Source organism: [Mycobacterium] stephanolepidis (assembly GCF_002356335.1).
Taxonomy (GTDB): Bacteria; Actinomycetota; Actinomycetes; order Mycobacteriales; family Mycobacteriaceae; genus Mycobacterium; species Mycobacterium stephanolepidis.
The window spans coordinates 2,313,192-2,328,673 of record NZ_AP018165.1 but is presented as its reverse complement, the minus strand read 5'-3'; the positions used below and the strand labels follow the sequence as shown (position 1 = coordinate 2,328,673).

Below are 15,482 nucleotides of genomic sequence, written 5' to 3'. Positions count from 1 at the left end.
AGCGCCTTCGCGACGATCGTTAAGTCCAGTGAGCGCCCTCAGGCGAATTCCACGATCACCGAATCGGCGACGGCCCGGAATCCGAGCTTGCGGTAGATGGAATTGGAGGTGGGGTTGGCCAGATCAGTGGTCAGTACGATCTCGCGGGCACCTGCCTGACGCGCCCATTCGCAGGCCGCCGCGGTCACGGCGCTGCCGTAGCCGTGGCCCCGGTGCGGCGGTGGCGTGTAGACGGGGCCCACTCGTGACACCCCTTCGATGGGGGCCCGGACGCCCGCCATCGCGACAGGGATCCCGCCGCGGTCCCAGCACAGGTAGACGTCCCCCAATCGGTAGGAGCCAGTCAGCCGGCGCCGCGCTTCGTCGGCGGGCTTGTCGACGCCGAAGGTTTCCCTGCCGTATTCGATGCTCCACGGCACCAAGGCCTCGATGTCCCCTGCCGCGACCAGCACGGCCTCGCCCGCTGTCCCTGGCGGTATGAGATCGGCGAGGCGGTAGAGCCGCTCGTCGGTGGTGCCGCAGACCGTGGCGCCGGTCTTGGACAACCAGGCGTCGGCCACCGCCAATGTCACCGCACGCGACCCCCGCACCGATGGCAGCGATATCGCGTTGTCGGCCAGCATGTTCACCGCGGGAGTGATCCCGGCCGTGGGAATGGCATTGCAGACGAGCCCCTGGTTGGTCCCCAGAGCCGCTCCCGCCAGATGATCCAGATCGGTAAAGGTGATCAGTGCCGCCGCAGGATCGGAGTCCGGCTGCCGCAGGCGCGCCGCGAGATGGAGTTCAAAGGTGTGCAGCACGGGATCGGCGGAGTACAGCGGCCCCGCCAGGGCCCAGTACTCCGCCAGATCCTCGTGAAGGTGCGCCCGCATCGACTCAGCGTGATACGGCGACGCGAATGTGTCGAGCCGATTATCCCGCCAGCAGCCCCTTGGCGATGTGCGTGATCTGAACCTCGTTGCTGCCTGCGTAGATCATGAGCGACTTGGCGTCGCGCGCCAGCTGTTCGACGCGGTACTCGGTCATGTAGCCATTGCCGCCGAAGAGCTGCACGGCGTCCATCGCGACATCGGTGGCGGCCTCCGAGCAATACAGCTTGATGGCCGAGGCCTCCGCCAGGGAGGGCGTCTTGTTCTCCGAGAGGCTCTCGATGGCGTGAAACAGCATGTTCCGCACGTTGAGCCGGGCCACTTCCATCTTGGCCAGCTTGAGCTGGATCAGTTGGAACTGGGCGATCTCCTTGCCCCACAGGGTGCGTGTCTTGGCGTAGTCCAGCGAGAGCCGCAGGCACTCTTCGATGACACCGAGTGCGAGCGCCGCCACGCCGATACGTTCCATCGAGAAGTTCGCGCGGGCGCTGTCGCGGCCGTCGCCCTGATCGTTGGCCTCGGATTCGCCGAGGAGCCGGTCTTTGCCCAGACGGACATTCTCGAAGAACAACTGGCCGGTGCGGGAACTGTGAATACCCATCTTGCGGAAGGGTTTCGACTGAGTAAAGCCCTCCATGCCCTTGTCGAGAACGAAGGTCAGCACCGTGCGGTCCCGCTTGTCGACAGAAGGGTCCTTCTCATCCAGCTTGGCGTAGACCACGATCACATCGGCATCGGGCCCGTTGGTGATGAAGGTCTTCTGACCGTTGAGGATGTAGTCTTCGCCGTCGCGGGTGACATATGTCTTCATTCCGCCGAATGCGTCCGAGCCCGAATCGGGTTCGGTGATGGCCCACGCACCCACCTTTTCGTAGGCGACCAGCTCGGGCAGCCAGCGCTCCATCTGCGCGGCGGTGCCGCGGGAGGCGATGGTCGGGACGGTCAGGCCCATACTGACGCCCATGCCCGTCACCAAACCCATACAGACACGCGAGATTTCGCTGGTAAGCACGAATCCCATACCGGCCGACCCGCCTGCGAGCCCCATGACTCCCCCGCCGTCGGACTTCTTGGAGTCCTCTAGCGGTTGACCGGCCGCCAGTGCGGCCTCCCGGGTCTTCTTCTTCTCAATCTGCTTCTGCAGCGCCTCTTTGGCAAGAGCGTCGATGCCGAAGGTTGCGAACATCTTTCGGATGATGGGGTACGGCTCCATCTCGCCGGACTCCAGCGCATCGACGTGAGGCCTGACCTCCTTGTCGATGAACTGGCGAACGGCGTCACGCACCGCAAGGTCAATGGGTGACCAGTCGAGCATGTCTCCTGCTTTCTCCTGTGAAAGTGATCGACGTCGGCGGACTCGGTTAGCCGAGTTCCTTGGCCAGCAACTCCTTGAGGCGGGCGACGGAGTTTTCGAGCTCTTCTTGCACGGCCTTGTCGATCGCAGTGCCGATTGCCCCGGTGAGCATCTGCCCGGTGAAGGACGAGTCCACGTTCACCCGGGTGTTGTCGGCATCGATTTCCTCGACACTCGACTTGATGATGGCCTCGACCCCGGCCATACCGGTCCCGCCCAGCTTGAATGCGCCCTTCTTCGCGGACAGCACCTCATCTGCCGGGGTGAATTCCTGCACGGTCCACTCGACCGTGTTGGCCATGCCCATAAGGGTGACGATTTCGGAGAACTTGGTGCCGACCTTGATGTCCTCGATCGCCGGGACGTCGCCCTTGAATCCGGTGTGGATGGTCATCCACTCGTCGTACTTGTTGAGGTCCGGCAACACCGACCAGAGTTTGTCGATGCTGTACGGGAGGTCGATGCTGGAGTGCAGCTCGGACATGGGCGGAAGACTCCTTTGTCAATGGTCTGGCACGGATTGGTACCAGCGGTTCCGAACGTAACATACATACCCTCGTGTATGTAAGATGCAATTACCGCTGATCTCGCACTGCGAGCCGACTAAATGCAGGTGTACTGCCGTCAAATACCGACAGACCTGTGGGTGGATGAACCCGATTCGGCGGCTACCCGGCAGTAGCTCGGCGCACGTTACATACAACTGTGCTCGTATGTATTACAGTGGCGCTCATGACCACCCCCGAGGGCGCGGGCAACGACGCGGCGCCCCTCGCCACTGGATTGTCCGAGAGTGGGACACAACAGCCCGGCACCCCGGAATCTACCTCGGAATTCGCCGCGGCAACGGCGAATTCGCAACCGGCCAAGGCGGCAATCGATATCGAGATCACCCGCCCCAGAGTCACGCTGTATCCACCCCCGCTAAGAGTGGAAGTCGGGCGCGTCGGTATCGCCGCGTCCCGACTGGCCAGTTCGGGAGCCCGCCTGCTGGTGCGGCCCCGTCGCGGGAAGTCGCTGGAGGTGCGTGCGGCGCACGAGTTGCGTCGGACCTTCGCGCTGATGGGCCCCACCTACGTGAAGCTGGGACAGCTCATCGCCTCCTCCCCCGGCGTCTTCCCCGAAGCGCTGTCCAACGAATTTCGCACGCTGCTCGACAGAGTTCCGCCAGCATCATCGGAGCTGATCCACCAGACCGTGCGGGAGCAGTTAGGCGCAGATCCGGCAACGATATTCGCAACATTCGATGAGCACCCCTTCGCCTCGGCGTCCATAGCCCAGGTGCACCACGCCACCTTGAAGACGGGTGAACGGGTGGTGGTGAAGATTCAGCGGCCGAAGATCCGCACCCGATTGGCCGCCGATATCCGAATCTGGGGACGGCTGGCGCGAGTCGTCGTGAAAACCGATCTGGGCCGCGCCACCAACGCGACCGAAATCGTCGAGGATTTCGAGCAAAACCTCAACGAGGAATTGGATTTCGCGGCCGAAGGCCACGCCATGGAACAGTGGATCGCCAGTTTGGCCGACACCGAGTACGGCGACAAGGTGCGGGTCCCCAAGGTGTTCTGGCAGTACAGCACCGAACGGGTACTCACGATGGAGTATGTCGAGGGAATCCGGATCGACAACGTCTCCGAACTCGCCGCGGCCGGTTTCGACGGGGTCGGCTTGGTCAAGGCCATCGTCTACTCACTGTTCGAGACGGGATTTCATAAGGGGCTCTTTCACGGAGACCTACATGCGGGCAATCTCTTGGTCGATTCCAACGGTCGAATCGTCTTCCTGGATTTCGGGATCGTCGGTCGTATCGACGAACGCAGCCGCAAGATCTTCACCGAGATCATGGTCGATCTGTTCGTCAAAAACGATCATGCGGCAGTGGCCCGGGGCATCTACAAACTCGGCGCCATCGGCGATCGAGGCAAGCCGGCCGACTCCACAACTGCCGCCAAGACCATCTCCGATTTCACCAATCCCTTACAGCAGTCGAAGCTTTCGGCGATCTCTTACGGACAGCTGGGTAAGCAGCTCGCGATGATGGCCAAGGAATACGACGTGCGACTCCCCCGAGAGCTGGTGCTGATCTCCAAGCAGCTGCTGTACGTGGAGCGCTACATGAAGCTGCTGGCGCCCGACTGGGCCATACTCTCGGATCCGTCATTCATCGGATACTTCGGAAATATGGTCATCCAGGCCGAGCAGTCACGCATCGAGGAAGCGGCGGCGCGAGAGTCCGAGGTTAGTCGGAAAGACTGAGCTTTCCGGTGTCGATGGTGCGCAACGCGGAATCCAGCGGTGCACCGACCGTGGGTGACTCGACGATGTTCAGCAGCATCGACTTGGCGCGCGCCCAGCGTTGATCACGAGCTTCCTGCGGCGCTGTCATGCTGTTGACCAGGATCCCGCGAACGGCGTCCATGGCGGTGAGTGTGATGTTGCGAATGACCCGCAGCTCCTCGTCGGTCTGACTCACCGATTGACCCAGCGTCGAGAACTGCTGCATCACAATGAATTCGAACTGGTCCATCTGGGCCGATAGCTCGGGATCGGTTCGCGCGGCAATCCACAGTTCCATGGTGGCGACGAACATCGACCCTTGATGCATCCGCCAGAGCGCGTCCAGACAACGGCTCACAAAGTCGGTGCCACTCTCGCTGTCCAGCGCTATCAGCTCGGAAAGAATTTCCTGGCCTTGCTTGAACGCCAAGTGCCGCACCGATTCTCCGAGGAGCTCGGATTTCGACTGGAAATGGTGCACGAGTGCACCGCGGGTGACGCCAGCACGTTGCGCCACTCGTGTTGTGGTGGTGCCCGCGTATCCATACTTGACCAGGCAATCCACCGTGGCGTCCAGGAGCCTGCTGCGCATGGCGGCGCTGCGTTCCTCCTGGGTCCGTCGCCCGGCGCGATGATCGCGGGTAGAAGGCCGTGCTGGGGTTCCAGCGGTGCGTGTCATTCTCCGACCTCATCCTGGATTTCTTCGCGGGCCTGTTGGTACTCCGATATCAAGGTGCCGAAGTAGCTGAGTATTTCCGGATCGCCCACCGGCTGCCAGTCCGGCGCAAGCAGTTTGGTGTACCGCTCGACGTAGAGAAGCTGCTTGCCCACCAGGATGAATTCCTTCGGGAGGATGGCGTCGTGCTCGCGTCCTAGTGCGGTGAGCTGTCGGCCGATCGTGTCGTAGGAGATCTTGCCCAATGAGGTACCCATGGGACGGGTGACCTTCCGCAGCGACTCGGCGACCTTGGCCGGGTCGGCGCCGGGATCGATGGCCCCCAGTTTGATCAGGGTGCGTGCGGCTGCCTCGTCATCGGGCTCGATGATGAGTGCGCCTATCAACTCGCGCAGTGTTTTGCGGGTGCGCTGATCGAGTCGACCGACAATTCCGAAGTCCAGGAATACGATTCGGCCTTCCGGGTCCACCATCAGGTTTCCGGCATGCAAATCGCCATGGAAGGTGCCCGCGGCGAACGCCGAATCGAAAAGGGTGAGCATGAGGGTCTTGACCACCTCGGGGCCGTCGAACCCGGCCGCACGAATCTCATCGGCGTTGTCGATCCTGATGCCCTCGACGTACTCCATGGTGAGCACTTTGTCGGTACACAGCTCCGAATAGAGTTGGGGTACTCGCACCTTCGGTGCGTACTCGGAGCCCGCAAGGCCAGCGGTCCAGTCCCGCATGGCCTGGGCTTCCAGGGTGAAGTCGAGTTCCTCGGCGAGGTTGGCCTCGAAATCCTGCATCACCTCGTAGATGTTCGACATGCGGCCCATCTCGGTGAGTTCCAGGCCCCGGGCGATTTGTTTGAGGATCTGCAGATCAGCTGCGAGTCGGGTGCGGATCGCGGGGCGCTGGATCTTGACGACGACCGCGGTGCCGTCCTTCAGTGTGGCCTTGTGCACCTGGGCGATGGACGCCGAGGCGAAGGGAACCTCGTCGAAGGAGCCGAACACGTCCTCGGGTGGTGCGCCGAGCTCGTCGGTGAGCATGGAACGAATGGTCTGCGGGTTCGCCGGTGGCACCTGATCGAGCAGCGACCGAAACTCCGCGGAGAGGTCCTCGGGGAACATCCCCGGCGATGACGCGATGAGCTGGCCGAACTTGACGTAGGCGGGGCCGAGCTCGGCAAATGAACGACGCATCTCCTTGGCGACCACCTGGCGCAGATCGCGTTCGGTGGGGCGTTGGCTCAGGATGCGCGATCCGGCCTTGAGGAGCTGACCGGCCGTGGCGGCCAACCGGTCGAACTGAATCTCGGCGGAAACCGGATCAAGCTTCCGGGGTCGCCGGGGCTGATCGGATGAATCGCTCACCGCGACTCCCTTCGTCCTCATCACCTACGTCGATGAGACATTACCGACAATCCGGTATGTATGTTAATCGAACGCCAGGAGTATCCGGGGATGACCAGGGAAGGAACCCCTACCGGCGCAGGACGCGTTCGACTTGGGCGATCCGGTCGTCAGCGAAATCCAGCACGATCTTCGTGGGGTAGAGCGCGACCTTCAGTACGCGGATGAGCGGATTGACGACGTCGATGAGGGTCTCGAGGCTCGTCATCGTGTTAGCCAGGGTTGTGGTGGTCTCGGCCAGATTGTTCAACGTGAGGTTCAGCGAATCGAGCGAGTCGTCGAGCCGCTCCAGGCTGGAGTCCAGGTGGTCGAGCATCGAACCCACCCGATCGGTGAGGTCGTGCACCTCGACAGCCATCGATTCTATATGCCCGACGGTGCCATCGATGTTCAGTGCGACGTTGGCCAGCTTGCGGATCTTACGAGCCGGCGCGGGCCGGTTCCCGTTGCTGGTATAGACCTCCGCCATTGGAGTCACCTTTCCGTTGCGCCCAGCCTAAGCGACATGTTCATGGTCACCCATCGGCTACCCCACCGGACGACCATTTGATGCACGTTTGTGACCGGCCTCACATAGCGTGCCAGATTGGCTTAGCCGACGGATACCCGTGCTGACGCGTGCGAACCCGCGCGCCGGCCGAAGAACGACGCTTCGCCAAGCCGAGTTCCGCTGCTGTAGCCCTTCCCGTCCTGAGCAATGTTCGACGCGCTGGCACCCGCCGCATAGAGACCCGAGATCGGCTCCCCGGATTCGGCGAGAACACGTCCGTCCGCATCCGTGCGAAGTCCACCCAGCGTGAATCCCGCATAGATCGCCTTACCGAGGGTCAGATCGAACGCACCCCACGGGCCGGTTCCCTGCGCGGCAAGGTATTTCGGGTACTTATGGAAGTCGGGGTCCTCTCCCCTGGCGGCATGTTCGTTGTACCGCTGCAAGGTCCTCTCAAGGTTTCCCGCCGGGATGCCAAGCGCCTCTTCCATTTCCGCGACGGTCTCCCAGCCATCGATGAACGGCGTCAACGGCAGCGTTGGCCGATCCATGTGCTCGGAGTCGACGATCAAGTACGCGGCGCTGTCGGGCTGATCCATCACGAATCCGGAGGTCCGGGAATGGTAGGAATCTTCGGCGACGAATCGTTCGCCGTTCTTGTTGACGATGATTCCGGTGAGCAGTCCCGATGGTGGATACACCGGAGCCGTCACGAAGATCTGGTTCATGTTGCGGGTGCCTGCGCCCGCGGAGACCCCGAGTCTGATGCCGAGTCCGTCGTCGTAGGTACTGCCGAGCACAAATGGTTTCTCGGCGAGCTTGGGGGTGTACTCGGCCACCATGGCGGGGTTCATGACGAATCCGCCCGCCGCGATGATCACCGACTTCGCGCGTATCGCACCGGTTTCCGCGAAACGTTTCCACGTAGCGCCCACAACCGCACCCTCGTCGTCGAGGATGAGCGCCGTGGCGCCGGTCTCATAGCGGATGGGTACACCCAGCTCGTCGGCACGCCGCGCGAGCAGGTCCACGACCATGCCCGCACCACCGGTGTCACCGGGTTTGGGCACCTTGTGTCCGCGTGGCGCCGGAACGGCCTGATCGCGGTACGGCCACACCAGCTCGTTCCCCGTGAACATCAACCCTTCGGTGTTGGGCTGGATGACCGCCTTCTCCGGATAGAAGCTGCGTTCGAATTGAAAACCCAACGCCTCAAGCCAATTGAAATGATCGACACTTCCGTCGCAGTACAGACGGATCTTCTCCGGATCGGGATCCGGCGATACCGCCATGAGGTACTTGTACATTTCATCCGCGCTGTCGGCATGTCCGGTGGCCTCCTGAACGGCCGTACCGCCGCCGAGGTAGAAATGCCCGCCGGCCATGGCGGTGGTCCCGCCCGCGGAGGCGGCACGCTCAAGCGCGAGTACGCGTGCACCAGCCTCGGCAGCCGAGACAGCGGCACAGCCGCCGCCCATGCCGAATCCGATGACCAGTACGTCTACCTCATCAGACCACTCCGTGACGTCCTGGACCGCTACGGTTTCCGGTATCGCTGCGCTCATGCCTGCTCACTCTTGATGTAGTCGTAGAACGCCCGGATTTCAGGCGGGACATGGGCCAGTTCCATGTACGGCAGCGCGGCCTCAGGTGCCGAGAGGTAGGCAAAGCGCATACCGCCGGGCATCACACCGTCCTGGACCACTTCCATGCCGCGTGTCGCGGCATGTTGGACCGCAACGTCGATGTCGGGCGGTTCCACGCATACGTGGTGCAGCCCCGGGGCATGTTGTTCCAGAAACTCCGAATAGATGCTTACGCCGCTGACCGGGCGGATCAGCTCGAGTTGCATGTCGTCGAGATAGCTCAGCGAGATGGTCGCGGTGAAGTCGGCCGGTGCGCCGCGATAGGTGCACGAGTCGGGGCCGAAGTGCACATCTGGAATTCGCGTCCATTTCTTGACCCCGAATACGGCACTGAGCATGCCCTCCGTGGCATCGAGATCATCAGTAACCCAAGCAATTTGGGTGACGCGTCCAAATCCAGAAACATCCGGCGGCATTGCCGATGTGGTCATGGGCCGATAGTAGCGTCCGCTGTGGCGCCGGCCACTTCAGCCCGCGGTATAGGCCTGCGTGGTGCGATCGGCCATGCCGCGGGCCTGCGCCGGATCCATGCCGGAGGCGACGGCCGCCTCGTACCACCGTTCGCTGGAGCCGGCCATGAATGCGCGCCCCTCATCGCCGGCCGCCCAGGCCGCTCCCTCTTCGGGAGTGATCCGATCCTGCGGTGACGCGAGGTATCCGGCCAGGCCGAGAATCCCGGAGTCCCAACCGACTCCGACGGCGCCCGGACCGAACTGCAGCCAGTGTTCGTCGTCGTCGCCGATATCGGAGATGTGTTCCAGGGTGAAGGTGGCCCGGTCGCCGGACTCGGGAGTGATCGTCACCTCGATCCAGCTAGTGGTGCCCATGGCTTCCCAGGACGCGGTGAACGAATGCGGTGCATCGCAGGCGAGCACGGTTCCAGATGCGTTGCCCTCCAATGAGTAATGACCTCCGAGGCGCAGATCTCCGGCGATCGGCAGAAACCATCGCGGGATGCGTTCGACATCGGTACAGGCATCCCATAGGTCTTCGACGCTGGTGTCGTAGGTCTGACTGACCGTCACAACGCGCGCCTCTCGGGCCTGGAATGTCCTGGTGCCGACCGTGCGGCGGACGGCGTTGAGCTGATGCTGAACATCGATCACGAGATGTTCTCCTTGTCGCTTCGGGGGCTTGCGGATGCGCGGTGCCGCTTGCCGCGGGAGATCTCGGTGGCCAGCGCATCCAAATGCGGAGTCCAGTTGCGGCGAAAGGTGTCGAGCCAGCGGTCCACTTCCCGGAGCGGCGCGGCGTCCAGGCTGTAGAGACGCCGGGTTCCTTCGGTACGTACCGTCGCGAACCCGTTGTCGCGCAGCACCTTCAGGTGCTGTGATACGGCAGGCTGGCTTATCGCAAACTCCGAACGGATCACCTCGGCAACGGCACCCGAGGACATCTCCCCCGCGTGGATCAGCTCCAGAATGCGCCGACGCACCGAGTCTCCGAGTATGTCGAAAGCGTGCACTCCCCGATATTAAAAGTGCTTACTTATATAAGTCAATGATGAAGTATCAACCCCAGGTCAGTGGATCGAGATGCAGATAGAACTCCAACCGCTCCGGGTCCGCAGCTTTTCCATATACGTCCAGGAACCGCGCACGAGCGGCGGTCGCACGCATGTTCCCCGGCCAGGTCTCCCGTGAATTGGCGAAGAGCAATGCAAGATCCGCATGCCGATCCGCCAGTCCGAGCCTGCCGAGGTCGATGAATCCGGCGACCGCGAAGCCTTCCGGAGCGATGACGATATTCGGCAGACACAAGTCGCCGTGACACACTGCCAGGTCGTCGGCTTCCTGGGCGAGACGCTCGGGTACGTCGGCTGCGACACGGGCCAGGAGCTCCACGACGGGAACATCACGGTCCTCATCGGGCAGGAAGTCCGGATTGACGGCATCGCGAGCCAACACGTCATGCGCCAGCGCCATCATCGCGTCCAGATTCCGCGTGAAAGGGCACTGTGCCGTCGGCAGTGCGTGCAGTCGGCGCACGGCCTCGGCGATGGCGGGCCACGCCCTGTCCAGATCGTCCGCGTCCAGCTGATCGGCGGGCGTGCCCTGGACCGCTGAGGTGATCAACACGGGGCCGCTGGGCCCCGGTGTCCATTCAAGGACCTTCGGGCCCGGGACGCCCTGAGCGCTAAGCCATTCGATGCGATCTCGCTCGGCCTCGAGGTCGGCACCGCCCGTTTTCGCGTAGCGAGTGCGGTCCGCCGACCGGTAGACCACGGCGCCGGACTCCCCCGCCGTGACAGGTTCCCAGGCCGAGAGGTCGATCAAACGCCCGTCCAGGCCGAATCGAGCCGGTGTGCGACGTCGATGGTGCGTGCCGCCATAGCCTTGGGGTTATCGACCTCGTCGGCGACATATTTGGCGATGAACCGGCTGATCAACTGATCGACGCCCGCCAGGATGCGCAACAGCTCCCCACGGATGGTGTTCGAGGACACGTCGACGGTGATGTCTGACGGGCCGGGCGGTGCGACGTCGATGATCAGCTGCAGCGGGGCGGCGGCGCGCGCAGTTGCCTTGAGGTTGATGTTGCCCGCAACGTTGAATCGGCTCTTGTCGAGCTTCAGGTCGATCAACAGGTCGATGGCCAACGGCACCTGAATGTCGAAGGTGATGGTCTCGCCGGCGTTCCGGGTGACGATCGGGTCCAGGATCTGAACCTTCGCAGTGACCTTGGCGATCTTTCCGGGCCCTTGAGCCATGGGCCCGACTTCGAACGGTTCGCCGGCGATCGACGCGACCGCCGCCCGTACGCGGGCCTCGCTGACGGCTATCTCGAAGAACGCCCTGCCGAATTCCTCATACGAGAGGTATTGGTGGCCACTCGCCTCGCTATCCATAGTGAGAGATACGGTCTCATGGACGGGGCCCGAAGTGTGAACTGTCGGAGTGTCCGTGTGTCAGAAACCCAGAATCCGCACCAATCGATGCGACCGTCGCATCAGTAGCAAACATGTGATGATCATTACGTACCATGTAGGTGGCCGGATGACACATTCGCGGCTATGCGCCGATCTCAACAGGCCATCGGTGCAAGCAACTGCTGGTGGCGCCGGGGCCGATGGGCCTCAACCGCTCTGGCTCTCCGCGAGGGCATCGCTGGTGATCGCCCGGCGGACATTAGCCCTTCGTTCTTCGATCGTGCGGCCGAACTCCTGCATGAGCAAGGGGTTCCGATGCACAAGTGTCTCGACCTGCTCGCGTTCGATTTGCACGACGGTGACTTCGCCAACGGCATACGCGCAACCGATCACGGGCTGACGGGTGAGCGTGCTCTGCCCGAGAAAGGAACCTTCGTCGAGAGTGCCGACCGATATCTCCGCGCCGTCCGCGGTGACCGCGGTGAGACGTACGCAGCCCGCGACGATGAACAGCATGTGGTTCGGCACCTCGCCTGAGCCCTGGATTTTTTCGTCGGCCCCGTAACGCTGGACTGTCGAATGCGAGATCAGCGCCTGCTGGTCGTCCAGCCCTATCCGCAATGTTGGTGCGACCACAGTCTGTATCGCATCTGCGACGCGTTCAGGTGTGGAGAACGTCTCGGCGGCGTGATCGAGGTGAAGTCCTTCCCGGCGAGCGGCATACCAAATCCAACGCAGGAAGGTCGCCTTCGCCTCGCCATCATCGTCAAAGGACAGCAGCGGGATGGTGGTGCGATACTCCATGCCGCCCAATGGGATTGATAATGGCGGTGCATCCATGCGGAGCTGGGGCAGCTCGGCCGCCACCCTCAGTAACATGGCGCACACTTGATCTGGTGGGTCTTCGACGGAGAACACGCTGATGATCGCGATCTTGTGCTTGCCGACGGGGCGGCTCACATTGGTGAACGACGAGGTGGCCAGCACGGAGTTCGGGGTGATCTGTAGCCCGGTGTCGGTCTGCAGATGCACGGCGCGCCAATTGACTTCGACGACGTGGCCGTGCGCGGTCGGGGTATCGAGCCAGTCCCCTATCCGAAACGGCTGCTCGAAGAGCATCAACAGTCCGGAGACGATCTGGCCGACGGACTGCTGCAGCGCCAGTCCCATCACGATGGATGTCACGCCGAGTGCGGTGAACAGCCCCCGCACGTTTGCGCCCCAGATGTAGGAAAAGATCATCGCGAGGCCGACCACGATCACGACGAACCGTGCGACGTCGACGAAGATGGCCGGCACCCGTTTGCGCCATGTCCCCTCGGGAGCACCGTGGAAAAGCGTGGCGCTCACGCCCGATAGCACCAGCACCAATACCACGAATGCGAAAAGAGTGCCCACGAGTCGCACCGACGTTGCCTCGGGCGGAATCTGTTTCGCCTCGATCAGCAGCAGTAGGAGTGCACCGAGCGGTAGCAGATAGTTGCGCAGGACGCTCACCGGCCGCACCAGGACGCTGTGCTTGCGGCGCAACGCCTGTTGCCACTCGGTCAGCGCGATCAACCCCAGGGGCAGCCCGAAGGCGATGCCAACAGACCAGAAGAACCAGGGAGACGTGAGGATGTCGGTCATCACTGACTCTCCGACAGCCGCCAGATCGGTTGTTCTTCTCCGTCGACCGTAACGGCTCCGGCCGATGTGAACTCGAAGGTTTCCCGAAGCGCATCGTGCACGCGCGAGGTGACGTAAATACCCTGCTGCGGCGAACCACTCTTCACCTGGTGCGCGAGATTGACTGCCGCTCCCCACATTTCGTAGACCATCGTGGGGCGTCCGACAAGCCCACTGCTCACTGTGCCGGTGTCGACGCCCGCCCTCAGGCTCAGTTCATGCCCGGTTTCGCTGTTGAATCGCCCGATGATTCCCTGGCATGCGAGAGCGAAGTCGACGATCCTGCGCACGTTGTCCAGCCGCGGAGTGTTGAGACCGCAACTTCCGAGGTAACCGTTGTGTGCGGTTCGCACCCGCTCGATTCCGAGATCATCGGATGCGGCATCGAGTTGGCGAACCAGATCATTGACGAGCGCCAGCGAATCCTCGGAGGCCAGCTCGGCCTGGAGCCGATCCAGGCCGACGATGTCGGCGAAGATGACCGACACGTCATGACGTTCGGTGGCAATAAGCTCTTCGCCTTGCCGGTACCGCTCCGCGAAGGGCTCGGGCATCAACGATCGCAGCAGGCGGTCATTCTCCTGGCGCTGTTCGGTGAGCAGATCCTCCTTGATGGTCAGGCTTCTGCTCATTTCATTGAATGCTTTTGTCAGATCCGCGATTTCATCGCGCGTTTCGATCGGTATGGCAACGGTGTAGTCGCCTGCACTGATTCTCCGGGCCCCTTCTTCCAGCCGCCTGATGGGCCGGACGAAGAGCTGGGCGAAGAACGCGGCCGCCAGACAAACGGCGAAGATGATGCCGGTGGTCGACACCACGATGGTCTTGGTGAACGACACCTCGTGTTCGAACGCCTCCGTGGTGTCGACCGTCGCGATCACGGACCAGTGCACATCGGAGTCCGGCAGCACCAGCGGCGCGTACGCCTGTAACGTCTCCTGCCCAAGGTAATTGGTGGCGATCAGAGTTCCCGATTGGCCACGTTGCGCTGCTTGGGTGGCGTCGGAGTCCACCGGCTGCACCAGTGTGGTCCCACCGAGCCGGATGGCCCTGTCTGCGACATCGGCGGGAGTTCCGGCCGCGACGACATCGCGCTTGTAGCGCTGCGGATCTTCCAGGAACAGACGGGAATCCGAACGCATCAGACCGTCCGGACCGGCCAGGTAGGATTCGCCGGTTTTGCCGATACCGGCTGCCTGCCAACGTTTATCGAACGTCATCAGGCTGTTGATCTTCGACACCGGGAACTGCAAGGCAAGCACACCGGTTGCCCTGTCGTTGGGAATGACCGGTGCCACGATCCAGGCGGTGGGCTCATTCTCGGCCGGCTGATAGATCTCGAAGTCGGTGAACAGCACAAAGTCTGAATCGTTGGACGTCAGCGCTCTCTGATACGCGTCGTGCAGTTTGGATCCGCTGTACGGGCCGGTCAGTATGTTGGTGCCCAAGTCGACATCTTTGAACGCCGTGTAGACGATGTTTCCGCGAGTGTCGAGCAGCAGCGCATCCTGAAACTGGAAACGGTTGGCGATTTCGCGAAAGTACTCCTGATACCGGGCGTTGGCCGCCGACCAGGCACTGCCGTCATGGGCATCGTTGAGACCTATCGCCACATCATCGGATTTGCGCTGAGCGGTGTAAATGGCCTGCAGGTAGCGCTGTGCGTTCGATGTGGGCAGCACCGCTGCCGCGTCGAGTTTGACCCCGCTGTTCTGCTCGGTCTGCTTGAGGAAGTTGCTGTTGTAGTAGTTGACGACCGATTGCCACTGCGCCGGGTCGACGGTCGCATTGGACAGCTGATCAAAGCCGTTGGTGAACGCATCAAGTGCGCCCGAGACGGTCGTCCCGTGGGAATAGATGACCAGCGAATTCTTCAGATCCGAAAGCTGTCCTGCGAGTGCGCGTGATTGAGACTCCCGTACCTCCGTCAGCCGGGTGAACACCGCCGTGCGCAGTCCGTTGCGGCCGACCTGAAAGGCGATGATGCCGACCACGGCGGCCCCCACGATGGTGCACACCACCATCATCGCGATCAGTTTGGATTGAATACTGACCCTGGACAACGGGCGGAAGCGCAGCAGCCGGAACCTCTTGACTCCACCGGCATCCGGTGCGGTCCCCTCGGCTTCACGTGTAACTTGCACCCTCGGCGTCCCTTCGACAGCCCAGCTCGACGACTGATCAGTGTGACAGAGCGAGAGCGGACTCTGACCAAGATTGGTGAGAACGCATA

15 protein-coding genes are annotated in these 15,482 nt (G+C 62.4%); 1 reads left to right on the top strand and 14 read right to left on the bottom strand.

Annotation, left to right across the window (positions count from 1 at the left end; all coding sequences use genetic code 11):
* Positions 1-38: 38 nt before the first annotated feature.
* The 3 genes from MSTE_RS11470 to MSTE_RS11460 are packed head-to-tail and all read right to left on the bottom strand — an operon-like array spanning position 39 to position 2,707.
* On the bottom strand, positions 39-872 hold the full coding sequence (locus MSTE_RS11470) for a GNAT family N-acetyltransferase (RefSeq protein ID WP_096501303.1): 834 nt from the start codon (positions 870-872) through the stop codon (positions 39-41).
* A 40-nt stretch (positions 873-912) separates the two neighbouring features.
* Positions 913-2,184 carry an acyl-CoA dehydrogenase family protein gene (locus tag MSTE_RS11465; RefSeq protein WP_096501301.1) on the bottom strand — a complete coding sequence of 424 codons (1,272 nt, stop codon included), beginning with the start codon at positions 2,182-2,184 and terminating at the stop codon, positions 913-915.
* 46 nt (positions 2,185-2,230) lie between these two features.
* Positions 2,231-2,707, bottom strand: a complete 477-nt coding sequence (locus MSTE_RS11460) for a type II toxin-antitoxin system Rv0910 family toxin (protein WP_030097979.1) — start codon at positions 2,705-2,707, stop codon at positions 2,231-2,233.
* A 248-nt stretch (positions 2,708-2,955) separates the two neighbouring features.
* Between MSTE_RS11460 and MSTE_RS11455 the strand changes: the two genes are divergently transcribed.
* Complete coding sequence (locus MSTE_RS11455) at positions 2,956-4,482, top strand: ABC1 kinase family protein (RefSeq protein WP_096505752.1); 1,527 nt, start codon at positions 2,956-2,958, stop codon at positions 4,480-4,482.
* Here the strand turns inward: MSTE_RS11455 and MSTE_RS11450 are convergent.
* The 11 genes from MSTE_RS11450 to MSTE_RS11400 all read right to left on the bottom strand — a co-directional run bounded on the left by MSTE_RS11450 (position 4,466) and on the right by MSTE_RS11400 (position 15,276).
* Entirely contained in the window at positions 4,466-5,095 is a 630-nt protein-coding gene (locus MSTE_RS11450) for a TetR/AcrR family transcriptional regulator (RefSeq protein WP_162291628.1), read from the bottom strand. The genes MSTE_RS11455 and MSTE_RS11450 overlap by 17 nt on opposite strands.
* A gap of 83 nt (positions 5,096-5,178) precedes the next feature.
* Positions 5,179-6,537 (bottom strand): ABC1 kinase family protein, encoded by a 1,359-nt coding sequence (locus tag MSTE_RS11445; protein ID WP_096501297.1) that lies wholly within the window; start codon positions 6,535-6,537, stop codon positions 5,179-5,181.
* A gap of 109 nt (positions 6,538-6,646) precedes the next feature.
* Positions 6,647-7,045: a hypothetical protein gene (locus tag MSTE_RS11440; protein WP_096501295.1), complete on the bottom strand. Its 399-nt coding sequence runs from the start codon at positions 7,043-7,045 to the stop codon at positions 6,647-6,649.
* A 122-nt stretch (positions 7,046-7,167) separates the two neighbouring features.
* The gene (locus MSTE_RS11435; RefSeq protein ID WP_096501294.1) at positions 7,168-8,631 is read right to left on the bottom strand and encodes an FAD-binding protein; all 1,464 of its coding nucleotides are present in this window, start codon (positions 8,629-8,631) and stop codon (positions 7,168-7,170) included.
* Positions 8,628-9,143, bottom strand: a complete 516-nt coding sequence (locus tag MSTE_RS11430; protein WP_096501292.1) for a VOC family protein — start codon at positions 9,141-9,143, stop codon at positions 8,628-8,630. The genes MSTE_RS11435 and MSTE_RS11430 overlap by 4 nt, the downstream gene beginning before the upstream one ends.
* Positions 9,144-9,179: 36 nt before the next feature.
* Positions 9,180-9,818 carry an SRPBCC family protein gene (locus MSTE_RS11425; protein ID WP_096501290.1) on the bottom strand — a complete coding sequence of 213 codons (639 nt, stop codon included), beginning with the start codon at positions 9,816-9,818 and terminating at the stop codon, positions 9,180-9,182.
* Complete coding sequence (locus tag MSTE_RS11420) at positions 9,815-10,177, bottom strand: ArsR/SmtB family transcription factor (protein WP_096501289.1); 363 nt, start codon at positions 10,175-10,177, stop codon at positions 9,815-9,817. Before MSTE_RS11420 ends, MSTE_RS11425 begins: the two co-directional genes overlap by 4 nt.
* 46 nt (positions 10,178-10,223) lie before the next feature.
* Entirely contained in the window at positions 10,224-11,000 is a 777-nt protein-coding gene (locus MSTE_RS11415) for an APH(3'') family aminoglycoside O-phosphotransferase (RefSeq protein WP_096501287.1), read from the bottom strand.
* Entirely contained in the window at positions 10,985-11,560 is a 576-nt protein-coding gene (locus MSTE_RS11410; RefSeq protein WP_046253635.1) for a hypothetical protein, read from the bottom strand. The genes MSTE_RS11415 and MSTE_RS11410 overlap by 16 nt, the downstream gene beginning before the upstream one ends.
* A 228-nt stretch (positions 11,561-11,788) precedes the next feature.
* Positions 11,789-13,210 carry a mechanosensitive ion channel domain-containing protein gene (locus MSTE_RS11405; RefSeq protein ID WP_096501285.1) on the bottom strand — a complete coding sequence of 474 codons (1,422 nt, stop codon included), beginning with the start codon at positions 13,208-13,210 and terminating at the stop codon, positions 11,789-11,791.
* On the bottom strand, positions 13,210-15,276 hold the full coding sequence (locus MSTE_RS11400) for an adenylate/guanylate cyclase domain-containing protein (protein WP_096505751.1): 2,067 nt from the start codon (positions 15,274-15,276) through the stop codon (positions 13,210-13,212). The genes MSTE_RS11405 and MSTE_RS11400 overlap by 1 nt, the downstream gene beginning before the upstream one ends.
* Between the last annotated feature and the right edge of the window lie 206 nt (positions 15,277-15,482).